Source organism: Asanoa sp. NPDC049475 (assembly GCF_040676915.1).
Taxonomy (GTDB): Bacteria; Actinomycetota; Actinomycetes; order Mycobacteriales; family Micromonosporaceae; genus Asanoa.
In genome coordinates this window covers 502,530-519,401 of the sequence record NZ_JBFAPY010000002.1, presented here as the reverse complement: position 1 = coordinate 519,401, position 16,872 = coordinate 502,530, and the positions used below count along the sequence as shown (strand labels likewise).

The window sequence follows — 16,872 nt, the reverse complement described above, 5'->3', positions numbered from 1 at the left end:
GGTCCCCCGGTTAGCTGGCTTTGTCCAGGATCTCCCGGACGGCGTCGCGGCGCACGGCGTCATAGAGCTGCTTCGACTTCGTGGCGTCGGCGAACACCACGCTTTCCGAGCCGACTGTGCCGGTGCCCTTGGTCGGCGTGGTCAGGAACGCCAGGCTGTCGCTGCGCAGGTGACGCAGCTGCGGTGCGAGGTCGACGATCGACAGTGTCTTGTCGACCGCCACGGCGTCGGCGGTCGCCCGAAGGAAACTGTTGAGGCCGCCCGGGTTGGTCAGAAGCCCGCCGGAGGCCGCCTTGTCGAGAATGGCCCTGATCACAGCCTGCTGGTGACGGATCCGACCGAAGTCGCCGTCGACCAACTGCTTGCGCTGGCGGGCGAAGTCGAGCGCGACCGTGCCGTCCATGTGCATCCTGCCCTTGGTGAACTTGCGGTAGGGCGGGTGGTGAGAGGTGAAGCTCTGGTCCACGTCGACCTCGATGCCGCCCAGGGCATCGACGATCTGCTGAAAGCCCGCGAAGTCGATCAGCACCACATGGTCGATGCGGACCTTGGTGAAGTCTTCGACGCTCTGCACCATCAGCGGCAGGCCGCCCCACGCGAACGATGCGTTGATCTTCCCGTCGCGGTTGCCGTGGCGGCCGTCCTTGGAAGCCGGCACGTGCACCCAGGTGTCACGGGGAATCGAGATGAGCTGGGCGGTGGCCCGGTCAGCCGGCAGGTGCAGCACGATGATCGTGTCGCTGCGCGAGCCCTCGGTATTGTCGGGATCCCGCGAGTCGCTGCCGAGCAGGAGGATGTTCATCGCCTCGGCGACCAGCTTGTCGGGCCGGTGCTGCGCCGGAACCTCGGTGAACGCGTCCACCTTGTCGATGCTCTTCTCGACCGAGCGCACGTAGATCACACCGGCGAGCGCGCCGCCACCGGCGAGCACCACCAGGACCAGACCGGTGATCAGCAGAAAGAGCCGCAGCTTGCGGCGCTTTCGCTTCGGCGGTGCGGGCGCTTCGGACATGACCGGCGAGGTCGTCCCCTGATCGACGTCGATGAGCTCCGGTCCAGGCACGGGACCGATCGTACGCAAGGACGTGGAAATGTATCGCCCCTGGACTGGCCGTCCACAGTGAACCGCGCCACGTTTTCCCGGTCAGTCGCAGCGGCTCCCTAGGCCCGCCGCGGCCGGCACGTCGGCGAGGACCGCAGCCTCGGGCGGCGCTCCCGCCGACGGCGTCGTCAACGGCAACGCGGTCGGCGTCGCGGACGCGCTCGGCCGGGGCGTGGGCTTCTTCGTCGGGAGCGTCTTGGACTCGGTTGGCGCGCCCGAGCCGCCCAGGCGCACCCGAGAGGTCTGGGTCGAGCCGGGCGCGAGCTTGATGCCGGTGGCGGTGGCCGAGCGGCCGCGGACGTCCGTGACCCGGACGCTGTAGGGGCCGGACCCGATGCCGCTGTCGATCAGCCAGTAGTTGTAGGGCTCGCGGTGCGCGGAACGCCAGGAGCCGCCCGGAGCCTTGGCCTCGACCGTCTTCAGCGCGTTGCCGGTGTTGTCGACCAGGACGGCGAACCAGTACGCCGACGAGCCCTCCTTGATGCGGAAGGTCAGGTTGCTCGTCTTCGGGTTGGCCACGAACGTGTAGGTGACCGGGATGATGCCGTCGACCGGGTCACCGATCCTGGCGAACGCCTCGCGGCTCAGGTCGATGTGGCCGGACGTGCACGGCGGGCACTGGTCGACCACCTTGACCCGGACGCTGCCGTTCGGCCCCTTGACGTCGAGGTATCCCCCGCACTTCGCGCCGTCGGCGTACTCCGACGGCGAGAGAGCCACGAAGAGCCGGTCGGCGGGCGGGCTCGGGTACGAGCAGTTGCCGCCGTCGTCGGTGTAGAAGGTCGCCTTGCCGGTGGTCGCCTGGGCCGCCGCCGCGCACGCGCTGCCCGCGCCACGCAGGGCGAACACGCCTGTCACGACCGCGGCGAGGGCGATCACACCGCCCACCAGCCACCAGCGCCGTTGCCATCCTCCGGTCACGGCGATCGATCCTGCCGTACGCGGGCGGACCTGGCCAGGCGAGCGTCAGCCGCCCGGCGTAGTCCGCCCGGTTCGTCCGGGATGGTCGTCCAGCCAATGCGGACGTGTCCCGCCCGCATTGACCAGCTAGTGAATCGGGACCGGGACCGCGAGCGCGTCGTCCGGGGTGTCCGCCTTCTCGATCCGCTTGCGGGGCAGGAACAGCGCCGGCACCAGGCACAGCACCAGCAGCACGACGGCGATCGTCCAGGTGTGGCCGAACGCGTCGGCCAGCGACGCCTGACCCTGCTCGAGCACCGCCGGCGGCACCTGGCTGGCCGGAACCTGGCCCTGCGTGACCGCGCTGTAGGCCGTGGCCTCCTGGCTGTCGAGCACCCGGTTGGTGAGGATCACCGACATCACCGCGGTGCCGATCGAGCCGGCGGTCTGCTGGATGATGTTCATCATCGTCGAGCCGCGCGCCACCTGCTGGTGAGTCAGCGAGGCGAGTGCGGCCGACATGATCGGCATCATCGTCATGCCCATGCCGAGGCCGCTGACGAACAGCGAGCCGAGCAGCAGCACGTACGACGAGTCCGGGGTCACCTGGGTGAACGTGGCCATGCCGAGCGCGATGAGCAGCAGGCCTGGCAGCACCAGCTTGCCCGGCCCGATCTTGTCGGTCAGGCGTCCGGCGATCGGCATGGTGACCATCGCGCCCAGGCCCTGCGGCGCGATCAGCAGGCCGGCGTCGAGCGTCGACTGGCCGCGCACCTGGAGGAAGTAGCTGGGGAACAGCAGCATGGCGCCCATGAACGCGACCGTGAAGAGGGTCAGCGTGACCGTCGAGACGGTCAGGTTGCGGTTCTTGAACAGGCCCAGGTCGATCAGCGGGTGCTGCTTGCGCAGGGCGTGCAGCACGAACGCGATCAGCAGCGCCAGCCCGACGAGCGCGGGGATCAGCACCTTGGCCGAGCCGACCTTGCCCTCACCCGGGATCGACGAGACGCCGTAGAGGAACAGCGCCAGACCCGGCGAGAGCAGCAGCATGCCGAGGAAGTCGAACGACTCGGACGGCTGCGGCTGGTCCTTCGGCAGAATCCGCAGGGACAGCACGAACGCCACGACGCCGATCGGCACGTTGATCAGGAAGATCCACTGCCAGCTCTCGGCCTCGATCAGCCAGCCGCCGAGGATCGGGCCACCGATCGGGCCGAGCAACATCGGCACGCCGAGCACGGCCATCACGCGGCCGACCCGGTCCGGCCCGGCGGCCCGCGTCATGATCGTCATGCCGAGCGGCATCAGCATGCCGCCGCCCAGGCCCTGGATCGCGCGGAACACGATCAGCGGGCCGATGTCCCAGGCGAAGCTGCACAGCACCGAGCCACCGACGAACAGCACCAGCGAGAGCAGGTAGAGGCGCTTGGTGCCGAACCGGTCGGCGGCCCAGCCGGTGATCGGGATGACCGTCGCCAGGGCCAGCGTGTAGGCCGTCATCGTCCAGGCGACGGTGGCGTACGTGGCGTTGAACTCGCGCTGGAACGTCGGCAAGGCGACGCTGACGACAGTGATGTCGAGGATCGACATGATGGCGCCGAGCACCACCACGCCGGCTACCTTGAGCACACCGCTGTCGAGCTTGTCGGACCCAGCCGCCGGCACGGCCTGCGTTGTCATCCGCGATCTCCCCCCAGGATCGACCTGCCCCGATCGAGGCGCCACGATGTTCCCAGACACGCGTACGAATCCCGAAGCGAATTTCACGTTGGGTGACGGCGCTCACGTTTGGGCCGCCGCTTAGATCCACAATTGAAGGCGTTGATCCGCTTACTCGCCGTCATCGATGGCGAGGGCTGAGTCCCGGGGCTTTCGGCGGTAGCCTGATCCGATGGTCGACACCTTGCGGATTCGGGTCGACGTGGCCGCCGACGTCGACGACGACCTGCTCGCCCGGATGGCCGATGACCTGCGCGCCGAGTTGCTCGAGCTCGATGTCGAGTCGGTCACCCGTCCAACCGGCCCGCCGCCGGGCGGCAGCAAGGCCGGCGAGGCGCTCGCGGTCGGCGCCCTGCTCGTCGCCGTCGCACCGTCGATCGTGGACGGGGTCATGGCGGTCGTGACGTCCTGGCTGTCGCGGCAGCGTTCCGACGTCACCGTCGAGATCGACGGCCAGAAGATCGCCGGCACGTTCACCCGCAAGCAGCGCGGGGCGCTGGTCGACGCCTACCTCGCTCGCGTGGCACCCCCCGACGACCAGGCATGACCGCACCTCGGACCTGGGCGGCGCCGCCGCTGCCGGCCGGCCCACGCCGGGCGTTGGTGGTCGCCACCGCGACCTATGCCGACCCGGCGCTGCGCCGCCTGCGCTCCCCCGCGCACGACGCGGCCGCACTCGGGAAAGTGCTCGCCGATCCGGCCGCCGGCGGGTTCGAGGTCACCGAGCTGACCGACCAGGGCGCCGGTGACGTACGCCGGGGGATCGTCGACTTCACCGCAAGCTGCGACCGCGACGACCTGGCGCTGGTCTACCTGTCCTGCCACGGCCTGCTCGACGCCCGTCGAAGGCTCTGGTTCGCGTCCTCCGACACCGTAAAGGCGCAGCTCGCGGCCACCGCCGTGGAGGCGAGCTGGCTGATGGACCGGATGGATGACTGCCGCGCGCGGGCGCAGGTCGTGGTCCTCGACTGCTGCTTCAGCGGCGCGTTCGCGCACAACGCCAAGGGCGACGACGACCTCGCGGCCCAGCTGAGAGCCCGCGGCACGGTCGTGCTCACCGCCTCCCGCGCCACCGAGTACTCGTTCGAGGGCGAACCCCTCGAACCGCACCCCTCCGTGTTCACCGCTGCCCTGGTCGAGGGCCTGCGGACCGGTGCCGCCGACACCGATGACGACGGGCTGATCACGGTCGACGAGGCGTTCGCGTTCGCGCACCGGCGGGTGGTCGCCACGACGCCCGGACAGACGCCGCAGCGGTGGTCGTTCGGCACCGAGGCGCCCATCGTGCTGGCCCGCAACCCGGCCGGCATGCGGGTTACCCCCGCCACCGTCCCGCCGGATCTGCGCGCCCTGCTCGACCACCCGCGGCCAGGGATCCGCGCGGCCGCGCTCGACACGCTCGGCGAGTGGCTCGGCGGCGGTCAGCCGGCCCAGATCCTCGCCGCCCGCGCCGAGCTGCACCGGATCGCCGCCGAGGACCTGCCCAAGGTCGGCGACAAGGCTCGCGAGCTGCTCGGCGAGCAGGGCGCGCGGCCGCCGTCAAAAGACGATCTCGACGGCATCCGCCTGTTGTGGCTCGACGACGCGCCGGAGAGCAACGAGATTCTGATCCGGTCCTTCACCGCGCGCGGCGCCGTGGTCTACCCGGCGATGACCGCGAACCAGGCCGTCCAGCTCCTGGGCGCGGTCAGCTTCAACGCCCTGATCTCGGACGTCACCCGAAAAGGCCGCGAGGTCGGTTTCGACGACCTGACCCGGATCCGCGCCACCGGCTACGGCGGGCCGGCGGTCTTCTTCACCGCGCGCGTCACCGACGACTCGCGCGCCCGGGCCAAGGCGTCCGGCGCCGACGGCGTCGTCTCGTCGGCCGGCGAACTCGACGACTGGGTCCGGCGGGTGCACCTGACGCTGACCCGGCGACCCGCGCAGGGCCAGTTCTACGACCGGATGCGGTCCGCGTTCAACGACGGGTGACACGCGGCACAGGGTGTCCGGCGGCCCGCCGCGAGACTGGTCAGCGCGTCGAGGCGTCGGCCAGCTCCCGGTCCTCCGCCGCCGCGTCCAGGTGCCGGCGCAGCTTCGCGCCCTCCAGGTCGACGTCCGGCAGGATCCGGTCGAGCCAGCGCGGCAGCCACCACGCCGACCGGCCGAGCATCGACATCACGGCGGGCACGAGGGTCAGCCGCACGACGAACGCGTCGACGGCGACACCGACGGCGAGCGCGAAGCCCATCGACTTGATCACGGGATCGTCCAGCAGGATGAAGCCGGCGAACACGGCGGTCATGATCAGGGCGGCCGCGGTCACGACCCGAGCGCCGTGGCCCATCCCGTTGACGGTCGCCCGGGTCGGTGTGTCGCCGTGCACGAAGTCCTCGCGCATCCGGGACACCAGGAAGACCTCGTAGTCCATCGCCAGGCCGAACAGGATGCCGATCAGCAGGATCGGCAGGAAGCTGACCAGCGGGCCGGGCGTGTCGAGGCCGACGAGCCCGGCCAGGTGTCCCTGCTGGAAGACCAGCGTCGTCAGCCCGAACGTCGCCCCCACGGTGAGGAGGAAGCCCAGCGCCGCCTTGACCGGCACCAGCACCGACCGGAACACCACCGCCAGGAGCAGGACCGACAAGCCGACGACCAGCAGCAGGTACGTCGGCAGCGCGCGCGACAGCTTCGCCGACACGTCGATGCCGACGGCGGTCTGGCCCGTCAGCGCGATGTCGGCGCCGGAGACTCCGCGGGCGGTGGACCGGATGTCGTGCACCAGCGTCTCGGTGGCCGGGTCGGTCGGGCCGGTCTTCGGCAGCACGCCCAGCAGTGCCGTCTTCCCGTCCTGGCTGAGGTTGGGCGGCGTCACGGCCAGCAGGTTGGGCGTACCCGCGAGATCCTGGGAGACCTCCGCCACCGCGGCCTTGGCGGTGGCCGCGCTGTCGGTGCTGACGACGAGGGCCAGCCGCCCGGTGAAGCCCGGCCCGAAGCCCTCGGTGATCAGGTCGTTGGCGGCCCGGGTCGGGCTGCCGGCCGGCGCGGTGCTGGCGTCGGGCAGGGCGAGCCGCATGTCCAGGGCCGGCAGGGCCAGCGCGCCGAGCCCGAGGACGCCGACCAGCAGCAACGGCACCCGGAAGCGGATCACCTGCCCGGCCCACCGGAAGCCGGCCGGTTCGCGGCGGGACGCACCGTGCCGCGCGGTCGATCGCCCGGCCGGCCCATGACCCGTCTCGCGGTCCAGCCCACGCTCCCGGCGGGACAGCACCCGCCGGCCGGCGAAGCCGAGCAGCGCCGGCAGCAGCGTCACCGCGACCAGCACCGCGACCGCGACGGTGCCGGCCGCGGCCAGCCCCATCACGGTCAGGAACGGGATGCCGACCAGGGCCAGGCCGGCCAACGCGATGACCACCGTGCCGCCGGCGAAGAGCACGGCCGAGCCGGCGGTGCCCAGCGCCCGGCCCGCGGCCTCGGGCGGCGGCACCCCGTCGCGGACGTGCTGGCGGTAGCGGGACGTGATGAACAGCGAGTAGTCGATGCCGACGGCCAGGCCGAGCATCAGCGCGAGGATGGGCGCGGTGCTGGTCAGCCCCACGACGCCGCTGAGCGCGAACAGTCCGGCCATGCCGGCGCCGACCCCGATCAGCGCGGTCAGCATGGTCATCCCGGCGGCGACCAGCGAGCCGAGGGTGACCACGAGGACGGCCAGCGCGATCAGCACGCCGATGCCCTCGGTGCCGCCCATCTCCGGCTCGTTGTGCATGACCTCGCCGCCGTGCTCGACCCGCAGGCCGGCCTGCTCGGCGGCCGCGCCCGAGTGCGCGTACGCGTCGCGCTGCGCGTCGGTGATCGCGTCGTCCTGGGCCGCGAACTGCACCTGGACCAGCGCGTGGCGGCCGTCCTGGGATATCGCGCCGGCCTTGAACGGGTCGACGGCGGCGACCGCACCCGGCAGGGAACCCGCCTCGCGCACCACCGCCTCGACGGCGGCCCTGGCGTCGGCGTCCTGCAAGGTGCGGCCCTGCGGGGCGGCGATCACGATCGTGCCGGTGGTGCCGCTCGCCGCCGGGAACTCGCGGGCGAGGGCGTCGATGGCGCGCTGCGACTCCGTACCCGGCATGGTGAAGTCGTTCGTCGTGGGCTTCATGAAGGCGGCCGCGGCACCGCCCAGCGCGACCAGGACGACGAGCCAAAGGGCGACCACCAGCCGGCGCCGCTGGAAGGACGCGCGGCCGAGGCGGTAAAGGACGGTAGCCATGTCTCCCTCATCAAGGGCGGGGGTGGCATGGACCATGACTGGCCAAGCTGATTATCGGCTCTCAGCTTGCCCCTGATGTGAAAAACGTCCTAATCGGAAACCGGATCTGATCGGTGCAAATCGTGCAAAACTGGCGCGGTGCGTGCGGTGCCGGGGTGGGCAGTGGTCTCGGCGATCCTGGCCCCGATCTTTCTCCTGGGTGGACTCGTGCTGGCCACCGCCCGCCAGTCGGCCAGCTACAGCACGACCCGCGACACGATCAGCGCGCTCGGCGGGCTGGCTGCCACCGACCGCTGGATCATGGTGGTCGGCTTCACGGGCATGGGCATCTGCTTCGTCCTGACCGCCATCGGCCTGCGACCCGCCATGCTGGCCGGCCGCGTCGTGATGGCCTTCGGCGGCGTGGTCACCCTGGCCTCCGCGTTCTTCCCGCAGCCGGTTCAGGGCACCTCGGCGATGCACGGGCTCGTCGCCGGCGCGGGCTTCGTCGCCCTCATGGTCTGGCCGGCCTTCGCCTTTCGCACGGAGCCGTACGCGCCGTGGTCGCTGCGGCCGACCGCGTCCCTGCTCGCGGTCGGCGTGATGATCGTGCTGCTGTTCTGGTTCGCCTACGAGCTGTTCAACCGGGGTGACCAGATCGGGCTCACCGAGCGCTTCCTGGCCGGGGCCGAGTCCCTGTGGCCGGTCGTGGTGGTCTTCAACGCCCGCCAGCTCAACCCGATCTTCGTCGCGCTCGCCTCGGAGAAGACCTAGGCTCGCTCCGATTGCCGCCGCGCCGCCCAGCCCGGCCCGGTAGCGTCCGAGCATGACGTTCCGAGACCTCCACGACGGTACGTTGCCCCTGCTGCTGCCCAACGCGTGGGACGTCGCCTCGGCGCTCGCGTTCGTCGAGGCCGGTTTCCCCGCGGTCGGCACCACGAGCTTCGGCATCTCGGCCGGCCTGGGCGTGCCCGACGGCCGAGCCGCGAGCCGCGACGCCTCCCGCGCCCTCGCCCACACCCTGTCCGCCCTGCCGGCCTTCGTCTCCGTCGACATCGAGGACGGCTACTCGACCGATCCGGGCGAGGTGGCCGACTACGTCGCGAGCCTCGGCGTCGCGGGCGTCAACGTGGAGGACAGCAGCGACGGGCGGCTGCTCGAACCGGCGGCGCACGTCGAGAAGCTCACCGCGATCAAGGCCCGCAACCCGCTCGTGTACGTCAACGCCCGCATCGACACGTACTGGCTGGGGCAGGACGCGACGCTGTCGGCGACGCTGGAGCGGGCCGCGGCGTACGTCTCGGCCGGTGCCGACGGCATCTTCGTGCCCGGCGCGACGAATCCGGCCGAGTTGCGCGACCTCGCGGTCAACGTGCCGGTGCCGGTCAACGTGCTGGTGATCCCGGAACTGTCCCTGCCGCACCTGGCCGACCTGGGCATCCGCCGGGTCAGCACCGGCTCGCTCCCCTACCGCGCCGCCCTCGACGCCGCGGTCGCCGTGGCCACCGGTGTACGCGACGGCCAGCCGCTCCCGGCCGCGACCTCGTACGCGGAGATGCAGGACCGGCTGATCCGCTTCGCCGGGGCCTAGTCGGTGTCGAGGCGGGCGTGCAGGTGCATGTCGTGCCAGCCGTCGGCGTGCTTGGCCTCGGCCCGCTTGGTGCCCTCCAGGACGAAGCCCGCGCGCTCGGCGACCGCGCACGACGCCGGGTTGGCGGTGGAGTGCGCCACCTCGACCCGGTGCAGGCCGAGCTTGCCGAACGCCCAACCCGTGAGCGCGGTCAGTGCCCTCCCGGCGACCCCCGCACCGCGGGCGGTGGGCAGCACCCAGTAGGAGACCTCGGCCAGGCCTTCGGCCAGGTCGATCCGGCGGAGACTGATCTGGCCGACGACCGCGCCCTCGCGCTCGATCGCGAAGCCGGCACCGCTCTCCCCGCTCCACCGGCCCCGCCACGACGCGATCCAGGCGTCGGCCTCCAGCGGTGTCATCGACCGACAGTGCCAACGCTGGACCGCCGGGTCGGCGTACCCGACCAGCACGACCTCGCGGTCATCCGGACGCCAGGGCCGCAACCGGACACCGTCGCCGTCGATCTCGGGTTGGCGGGTCGCGGACATGGCGCCGGGCGGCACCGCGGGAGTTGCTAGAGAAGGCACCCGGCGACGATATCCGCGCTAGTAAGGGCGGCATGAAGGTGGCCGGGGTGGGTATGCGCCCGGGTGTACGGCATGACTTTCAGGTGTGTACGGAGGCGATGGCCGTGCTCAGTCAGGGCGACCGGCAGCGCTTGGCCGAGATCGAACGCCACCTGGCGGCCGAAGATCCGCGGTTCGCCAGACGGATGCGAGGGCGGAGCCGGCAATGGGTGGGGCTCGTGGTGCCCCTGACGGTCATCGTCGCGCTGCTCGCCCTGACGCCGCTGATGCTGATCATGTGGCACCGACCCGGCGTGGCCGCGTTGGGTGTCGTCGCCGCGCTCGCCATGATGACCTGGTTCGTCGGCCGCACCGCCGCCCCGCGCTGGCGCAAACGGTCCCGACCGTGGTGACCCCGCGCGAGAAGCTCGCGCCGTACCGGGGCAAGCGCGACTTCGGCCGGACGCCGGAGCCGTCGGGGCAACGCCGGCCCAGCGGAGGCGAGGACGGTCGGCGCTTCGTGGTGCAGCGGCACCGCGCGCGCAACCTCCATTACGACGTGCGCCTCGAGATCGACGGCGTGCTGGTGAGCTGGGCGGTGCCGAAGGGTCCGACGCTCTCCGCCGGGGTGCGCCGCGGCGCGTACCACGTCGAAGACCACCCGATGGAGTACATCGACTTCGAAGGGGTCATCCCGGCCGGCGAGTACGGCGGCGGCGACGTGATCGTCTGGGACACCGGCACCTGGGAGCCGCAGGAGCAGGACCCGGCCAAGGCGCTCGCCGACGGTGAGCTGCACGCCGACCTGCACGGCGAGAAGCTCAAGGGCCGGTTCGTGTTCGTGCGCACCCGGGCCGACGACTGGATCCTGCTGCACAAGAAGGACGCGTACGCCAAGCCGAACTGGGATCCGGAGAAGCATCCCCGGTCGGTGCTGTCGGGGCGCACCAACGACGAGGTGAAGGCGGACCCGGACCGGCTGTGGCGGTCGGACCTGCCGGCGGCGACGGCCAGCCTCGCCCTGAAGCCCGACGCCGCGACCGAGGCCGACCCGGACGAGCTCAAGGCACTGGACCGGCTCAAGACCCAGGGCACCTGGCACGTCTTCGGCCGGGACCTGCGGGTGACCAACCTCGACAAGGTGCTGTTCCCGGGGCGCGGGCGGGGCAAGCCGATCACCAAGCGGGAGCTCCTGCGCTACACGGCGCAGATCGCGCCGACGGTCCTGCCCTACCTGACCCGGCGGCCGCTCAACCTGCACCGCTATCCTGACGGCGCGGGCACCCGGGGGTTCTGGCAGAAGGAGCTTCCCGCGCACGCGCCGTCGTGGCTCGCACGCTGGGACAACCCCGACGCCGCTGAAGGCGAGTCGCGCACGTACCTTGTCGCGGACGAGCCGGCGGCGCTGCTGTGGGCGGCCAACTTCGGCGGGTTGGAGTGGCATCCCTGGGCGTCCCAGGTGGACAAGCCGGACAAGCCGACGTACGCCCTGATCGATCTGGACCCGGGCACGTCGACCTCGTGGCGTGACCTGGTGGAGCTGGCCCGGCTGCACCGCGAGGCCCTGGACCACCTCGGCGTGCTGTCCCGGGCCAAGGTGACCGGCAAGCGCGGCATCCAGATCTGGATCCCGATCACCCGCGGCCCGTCGTACGCGACCACCCGCGCGTGGGTGGAGAAGCTGTCGCGCACGGTCGCCGCCGCGGCGCCGGAGCTGGTCAGCTGGAAGTGGCAGAAATCCGAGCGGGACGGTCTGGCGAGGCTGGACTACACGCAGAACGCGATCGGCAACACGCTGGTCGCGCCGTACAGCCCGCGTCCGGCGGCGGGTGCGCCGGTGTCGGCGCCAATCCACTGGGACGAGCTTTCCGATCGGGCGCTGCGGCCGGACAAGTGGACCCTGCGCACGATCCTGCGGCGGCTGGCGACCGAGGGCGACCCGTTCCACGACGTGTTGGTGGCCCGGCAGAAGCTGCCCCGGCTGCGTTGACGGAACTTTTTGCCGCGCTGCCTTCGTTAACCGGCGATTATTGACGCCGTCACTTCGCATGGAGATACTTCCATCCGTCAATGTTTCCCACTTGACGGGAGGCGCTCCATGCGCCGCGTACTCACCAAGCTTCTCGCTGTCCTCTCCCTCGCCGTCGCGTCGACGACGGTCGGCCTGGTCACCACCGCGGGCGCCGCGCAGGCCGACGGCTGCTACACCTGGGGCAGGACGCTGTCCCAGGGCATGTCCGGCGAAGACGTGCGCCAACTTCAGATCCGGGTCGCCGGCTACCCCGGCACCGGCGCGGTCCTCGGCATCGACGGCGCGTTCGGCCCGGCGACCCGGTCGGCGGTGATCCGCTTCCAGCAGGCGTACGGGCTGGCCGCGGACGGCATCGCCGGCCCCAACACGTTCAACCGGTTCTACGCCTTGCAGGACGACGACTGCACGCCGGTCAACTTCTCCTACGCCGAACTCAACAACTGCAACACCACCTGGGCCGGCGGGAACGTCTCGGCGGCCACGGCGCGGTTCAACGCCCTGGTGACCATGTGGAAGCTCCAGGCCATGCGGCACGCGCTCGGCGACCAGCAGATCCGGGTGACCAGCGGCTTCCGCAGCCAGGCGTGCAACTCCGCGGTCGGCGGCGCGAGCAGCAGCCGGCACCTGTACGGCGACGCGGCCGACCTCGGCGCCGGGCCGCTCTCGCTGTGCACGTTCGCGCAGGCGGCCCGCAACCACGGGTTCGCGGGCATCCTCGGCCCCGGCTACCCGGACCACAACGACCACACCCACGTCGACGGACGCCCGAGCCGGTTCTGGTCGGCCCCGAACTGCGGCGTCGGTGGGCGTTCGATGCGGGACCCGCTCGACGACAACTGACCCCGTTTCGCGCCGTGGCACGGCATGTTGGACGCATGGAGGTACTCAGCAGCCGCGTCCTGCTCCGACCGTCCGACGCCGCGCGCAGCCAGCGGTTCTATCGGGAGGTGCTCGGACTCGCGGTCTACCGCGAGTTCGGGCCACCCTCGCATCCGGGGCTGGTCTTCTTCCTCGGCCAGGGGTTCCTGGAGGTGTCCGGCGGCTCGCCCGGCGAGCCGCCGGGACCGGTGCAGATCTGGCTCCAGGTGCGCGACGTGCGGGCCGAGCACGCCCGTCTGGTCGCGGCCGGCGTGACGGTGACCAGTCCGCCGCGGACGGAGCCCTGGGGCCTGGTCGAGATGTCGATCTCAGACCCCGACGGGGTGCGGATCGTCCTGGTCGAGGTGCCAGCCGACCACCCGCTGCGCCGCGACCCGCGCTGACGTGCGTCCGGGTCAGCCGGTGGTGACCGGGAGCGTGGCGTAGCCCCGCAGCACCAGGCGGTCGCGGCGCTCGGCGCCTTCGGCCAGGGCCAGCCGGGGCAGCATGGTCAGCAGGAGCGGGAAGGCGACCTGGGCCTCGAGCCGGGCCAGCGGCGCGCCGAGGCAGTAGTGGGCGCCACCGCCGAACGACACCGGCTGGACGTTGGTTCGCTCCGGGTCGAAGCGGTGCGGGTCCGCGTACCGGGCCGGATCCCGGTTGGCGGCGCCGAGCAGGATGGTCAGCTCCACGCCCGCCGGCACGGTGCGGCCGTCACCGACGTCCACGGGCTCCGTCGTGGAGCGGGACGTGAGCTGCACGGGCGAGTCGTACCGCAGCATCTCCTCGACATAGGCCGGCGCCAGGTCCGGGTCGGTGCGCAGCCGGTCGGCCAGGTCCGGACGCTCCAGCAGGACCGCGATGCCGGTGCCGAGCAGGTTGGTGGTCGTCTCGAAGCCGGCGACCAGCAACAGCACGAGGTTGGCCAGTAGCTCCGCACCGGTCAGGCTTCTGTCGGCGATCAGGGCGCTGGTGAGGTCCTCCTGGGGTGACCGCTGGCGCTCGGCGATCAGGCCGATGAAGTAGTCCTCCAGGTCGCGCCCGGCCACGTCGGCGAGTCGCATCTCCTCCTCGGTGCTGATCGGCTCGAGCACCACGGTCAGGTCGGCGACCCGCTGGCGGAACCACGGGCGGTCGGCCTCGGGGATGCCGAGCAGGGCACAGATCACCCCGATCGGCAGCGGGTACGCGAACGCGGTCATGAAGTCCGCCCGGCTCGGCATCGCCTTGATCAGGTCTTCCGCCTGGCCGGCGATGACCTCGCGGAGGGCCGCGACACGCCGGGGCGTGAAGGTCGCGGCGGCCGCACGGCGTACCCGCGTGTGGTCCGGAGCGTTGGTGTTCAACATGGACAGCACGATCGAGGCGACACCACGGTTGTCCCGCCAGGTCGGCCAGAACCCGTCGTAGTCGGCGGCGTCCGCGACACGCAGGCCCGGGTCGCGCAGCAGGCGGCTGGTCAGCGCGTGGGTGGTGACGAACCAGCGGCCGTCCGGAGCGGCGAAGGCCGGCGCGTGGGCGCGTAGGACGTCGTACGCGGGGTACGGATCGAGGCGCCCCTCCGGCGTGAACAGCGAGGTCACAGCGGTCTGCAAGTCCATTTCATGCCCTTCCCTGCCGCCAGCCACCCTAACGGTCGAGCGCCAGTGCCGAGCGGCCAGCTGATCATGTCTGATCCGACGACCGCAATAGGATGAAAAGGACGATTCGGACGTAGAGGGAGGTTTTCCGCGTGCTTTTGGTGCTGGATGTCCGCAATGATCTGAACATCCCCGTTCCACCAAGGACATCTTCGGAGGAAGTTGTGCGCAAGATCGTCGGAATCGCTTCCGCTTCACTGGTCGCCCTCGGGTCCGTCCTCGTCGGTGCCGCCTCGGCCTCTGCGGCCCCACGTCCGCAGCGTCCGGCTCCGGCCGTCGTGCAGATCCAGTCGATCCAGTACGACGCTCCCGGCCGCGACACCCGCACCAACCAGAGCCTGAACGGCGAGTTCGTCACGCTGGTCAACCACGGCCGCCGGGCCGTGAACCTCAACGGCTACGAGGTCTCCGACCGGGCGAACCACGTCTACAGGTTCGGCAACGTGTGGCTCGAGGGCCGCGGTGGCACGGTCCGGCTGCACACCGGCAACGGCCGGAACACCAGCCGGGACGTCTACTGGCGGAGCGGGAACCACATCTGGAACAACGACGGTGACACGGCCGTCCTGAGCGGCCCGCGTGGCCGGACGATCGACAGCTGCTCGTACCGCGAGCGCAACGTCCGCGACGGTCGTGACGGTGGCCGCGACGGTCGCGACGGCCGCGGCCCGCGCGACCGGGACGGGCTGGGCCGGGTCGCCTGCTGACCCAGGCTCGGTTCGGGGAGGGCTCCGGTGGCTGCTGCCACCGGGGCTCTCCCCGTTTTCGCTGGGTTGGGGCGGCGCAAGGTGGCTGGTGACCTCGGGTCGTGGGCGGACCGCCGGGCGGATGCGGATGACCATGCGCGCGGCGCCGGCAAGGAGCGGATCGCCTCGCGCCTGGTGGCGACGCCCGCGGCTACCGCCGTCCTACGCTCTGCCGAGCCGATCCGGGTCTGGCGGGCCTTCCGGCGCGGCGCCCGGTCGGTCTTGATGTCCTGAATGGCCGGGCAGGGCGATGACGTCGCCGGGGTCTCCTGCTCAGATCTGCTCCACGCGGCTGACCAGGGGCAGCGTGGCTTCGACGACGCGGTCCCACTCGTAGCAGGTGCCCGCCGCGAAGGAGTCGCTGCCGGGTTGGCGCCGCGCGAACACTCCGCTGCCGTAGCTGCTGCCCACCAGCAGGGTCGTCCGCTCCTGGCGCAGCGGGTCGTCCTCGGCCAGCGGGATGCCGCGCACCCGGCCGCCCGGGGTGAACGGCACCCCGTGGCCGACCAGGAAGACCTCGACACCGCGGCTGTTCAGGTACGCATACGTGATCAGGCTGTCGACCGCCATGTATCGCAGGTCGCCGATGTTGACGACGAGGATCGCCGCGTCCTTCGCCTGGGTGGCCTGGTTCTCGATCTGAGCCGACATCGCGGCCAGCTCGTCCGCGCTGATCGGGCTGACCGGTTCGGTGCGGGCCAGCACGTCGTACGGGGTCGTTCGCGACGCCGGCCGCGGGCCGACCCGGGCGAGCAGCTGGTCCGACGGGCGGACGGCGTTCGGCAGTGGCCCGGGCCGACCGAAGAGCCACCCCTGGCCGAGGGTCGCGCCGAGCGACCGGGCGACGTCGACGTGCTCGTGCCGCTCGACGCCCTCGGCCACGATCTGCGCACCCCGCAGGAGCGCGTCCTGGAGTACGGCGTTGATGACGTACGAGTCGGACGTGGTGTCCTGGATGATCGTGCGGTCCAGTTTGATCACATCGGGGTTGATCAGCGGCATCGCGGCCAGGCTCGCGGGGTCGACGCCGATGTCGTCGAGCGCGATGCGGGCCGTGCGTTTGCGCGCGTCGCCGACGGCGTCGAGCAGCCCGGCGGGGCGGCGCGTCACCGCCTTCTCGGTGATCTCGACGACCACGTTGCTGTCGCCCATCACCTCGGCGTACGGGGGCGTCACCCCGTCCTCCGTCTCATTGCTGAGCGTGTCGGGGTTGAAGTTGATGAACAGCGCGAGCTCCCGCATCCCGGCGTCGTGGAACGCCCGGCTCGCCAGGACGGCGCACAGCTCGTCGAGCTCGGCGGCCCGCCCGGCCTCCGCGGCGGCAGCGAACAATGCGGCCGGTGTGCGCAGCCGACCTTCGGGCCCGCGGGCGAACGCCTCGTAGCCGACCGGCCGCTGGTCGACGAGCGACACCACCGGTTGGAAGACCGGCTCGATCAGCCGCTCCCGCATGATGTCGTCGAACTCTTCGTCGAGCGGAAGGTCTACCTCGAAGCCCATACCTCGAGCCTGCGGGGAAG

At 71.4% G+C, this 16,872-nt stretch carries 16 protein-coding genes; 9 read left to right on the top strand and 7 right to left on the bottom strand.

Annotated features, from left to right (window positions below; genetic code table 11):
* Window positions 1-10: 10 nt before the first annotated feature.
* The 3 genes from AB0J88_RS08605 to AB0J88_RS08595 all read right to left on the bottom strand — a co-directional run bounded on the left by AB0J88_RS08605 (window position 11) and on the right by AB0J88_RS08595 (window position 3,682).
* On the bottom strand, window positions 11-1,012 hold the full coding sequence (locus AB0J88_RS08605; RefSeq protein WP_364347551.1) for an LCP family protein: 1,002 nt from the start codon (window positions 1,010-1,012) through the stop codon (window positions 11-13).
* A 132-nt stretch (window positions 1,013-1,144) separates the two neighbouring features.
* A complete protein-coding gene (locus AB0J88_RS08600; protein WP_364346977.1) occupies window positions 1,145-2,023 on the bottom strand; it encodes an expansin EXLX1 family cellulose-binding protein in 879 nt (292 codons plus the stop codon).
* Between the two features lie 126 nt (window positions 2,024-2,149).
* Window positions 2,150-3,682, bottom strand: coding sequence for a DHA2 family efflux MFS transporter permease subunit (locus tag AB0J88_RS08595; RefSeq protein ID WP_364346979.1), 1,533 nt, complete (start codon window positions 3,680-3,682; stop codon window positions 2,150-2,152).
* Window positions 3,683-3,893: 211 nt separating this feature from the next.
* Here AB0J88_RS08595 and AB0J88_RS08590 point away from each other — a divergent pair, with 211 nt between their 5' ends.
* On the top strand, window positions 3,894-4,268 hold the full coding sequence (locus tag AB0J88_RS08590; RefSeq protein ID WP_364346981.1) for a hypothetical protein: 375 nt from the start codon (window positions 3,894-3,896) through the stop codon (window positions 4,266-4,268).
* A complete protein-coding gene (locus AB0J88_RS08585; RefSeq protein WP_364346983.1) occupies window positions 4,265-5,695 on the top strand; it encodes a caspase family protein in 1,431 nt (476 codons plus the stop codon). Before AB0J88_RS08590 ends, AB0J88_RS08585 begins: the two co-directional genes overlap by 4 nt.
* 40 nt (window positions 5,696-5,735) lie before the next feature.
* On the opposite strand, the gene AB0J88_RS08580 is transcribed toward AB0J88_RS08585, so the two are convergent.
* On the bottom strand, window positions 5,736-7,961 hold the full coding sequence (locus tag AB0J88_RS08580; RefSeq protein WP_364346984.1) for an MMPL family transporter: 2,226 nt from the start codon (window positions 7,959-7,961) through the stop codon (window positions 5,736-5,738).
* Window positions 7,962-8,108: 147 nt separating this feature from the next.
* Here AB0J88_RS08580 and AB0J88_RS08575 point away from each other — a divergent pair, with 147 nt between their 5' ends.
* Complete coding sequence (locus AB0J88_RS08575) at window positions 8,109-8,714, top strand: DUF998 domain-containing protein (RefSeq protein WP_364737840.1); 606 nt, start codon at window positions 8,109-8,111, stop codon at window positions 8,712-8,714.
* 52 nt (window positions 8,715-8,766) lie between these two features.
* Entirely contained in the window at window positions 8,767-9,531 is a 765-nt protein-coding gene (locus tag AB0J88_RS08570; RefSeq protein ID WP_364346986.1) for an isocitrate lyase/phosphoenolpyruvate mutase family protein, read from the top strand.
* Here the strand turns inward: AB0J88_RS08570 and AB0J88_RS08565 are convergent.
* Entirely contained in the window at window positions 9,528-10,097 is a 570-nt protein-coding gene (locus AB0J88_RS08565) for a GNAT family N-acetyltransferase (RefSeq protein ID WP_364346987.1), read from the bottom strand. The genes AB0J88_RS08570 and AB0J88_RS08565 overlap by 4 nt on opposite strands.
* A gap of 32 nt (window positions 10,098-10,129) precedes the next feature.
* Between AB0J88_RS08565 and AB0J88_RS08560 the strand changes: the two genes are divergently transcribed.
* The 4 genes from AB0J88_RS08560 to AB0J88_RS08545 all read left to right on the top strand — a co-directional run bounded on the left by AB0J88_RS08560 (window position 10,130) and on the right by AB0J88_RS08545 (window position 13,370).
* The gene (locus tag AB0J88_RS08560) at window positions 10,130-10,489 is read left to right on the top strand and encodes a DUF3040 domain-containing protein (protein WP_364346988.1); all 360 of its coding nucleotides are present in this window, start codon (window positions 10,130-10,132) and stop codon (window positions 10,487-10,489) included.
* Window positions 10,483-12,066, top strand: a complete 1,584-nt coding sequence (ligD, locus tag AB0J88_RS08555; protein WP_364346989.1) for a non-homologous end-joining DNA ligase — start codon at window positions 10,483-10,485, stop codon at window positions 12,064-12,066. Before AB0J88_RS08560 ends, ligD begins: the two co-directional genes overlap by 7 nt.
* 108 nt (window positions 12,067-12,174) lie before the next feature.
* Window positions 12,175-12,948: a D-Ala-D-Ala carboxypeptidase family metallohydrolase gene (locus tag AB0J88_RS08550; protein WP_364346991.1), complete on the top strand. Its 774-nt coding sequence runs from the start codon at window positions 12,175-12,177 to the stop codon at window positions 12,946-12,948.
* A 35-nt stretch (window positions 12,949-12,983) separates the two neighbouring features.
* Complete coding sequence (locus AB0J88_RS08545) at window positions 12,984-13,370, top strand: VOC family protein (protein ID WP_364346993.1); 387 nt, start codon at window positions 12,984-12,986, stop codon at window positions 13,368-13,370.
* A 12-nt stretch (window positions 13,371-13,382) separates the two neighbouring features.
* Here the strand turns inward: AB0J88_RS08545 and AB0J88_RS08540 are convergent, their stop codons facing one another.
* Window positions 13,383-14,567, bottom strand: a complete 1,185-nt coding sequence (locus tag AB0J88_RS08540) for a cytochrome P450 (RefSeq protein ID WP_364346995.1) — start codon at window positions 14,565-14,567, stop codon at window positions 13,383-13,385.
* Between the two features lie 203 nt (window positions 14,568-14,770).
* Here AB0J88_RS08540 and AB0J88_RS08535 point away from each other — a divergent pair, with 203 nt between their 5' ends.
* Window positions 14,771-15,313, top strand: coding sequence for a lamin tail domain-containing protein (locus AB0J88_RS08535; protein WP_364346997.1), 543 nt, complete (start codon window positions 14,771-14,773; stop codon window positions 15,311-15,313).
* Window positions 15,314-15,625: 312 nt separating this feature from the next.
* Here the strand turns inward: AB0J88_RS08535 and AB0J88_RS08530 are convergent, their stop codons facing one another.
* Entirely contained in the window at window positions 15,626-16,852 is a 1,227-nt protein-coding gene (locus AB0J88_RS08530) for an EAL domain-containing protein (RefSeq protein ID WP_364346999.1), read from the bottom strand.
* Window positions 16,853-16,872 lie beyond the last annotated feature (20 nt).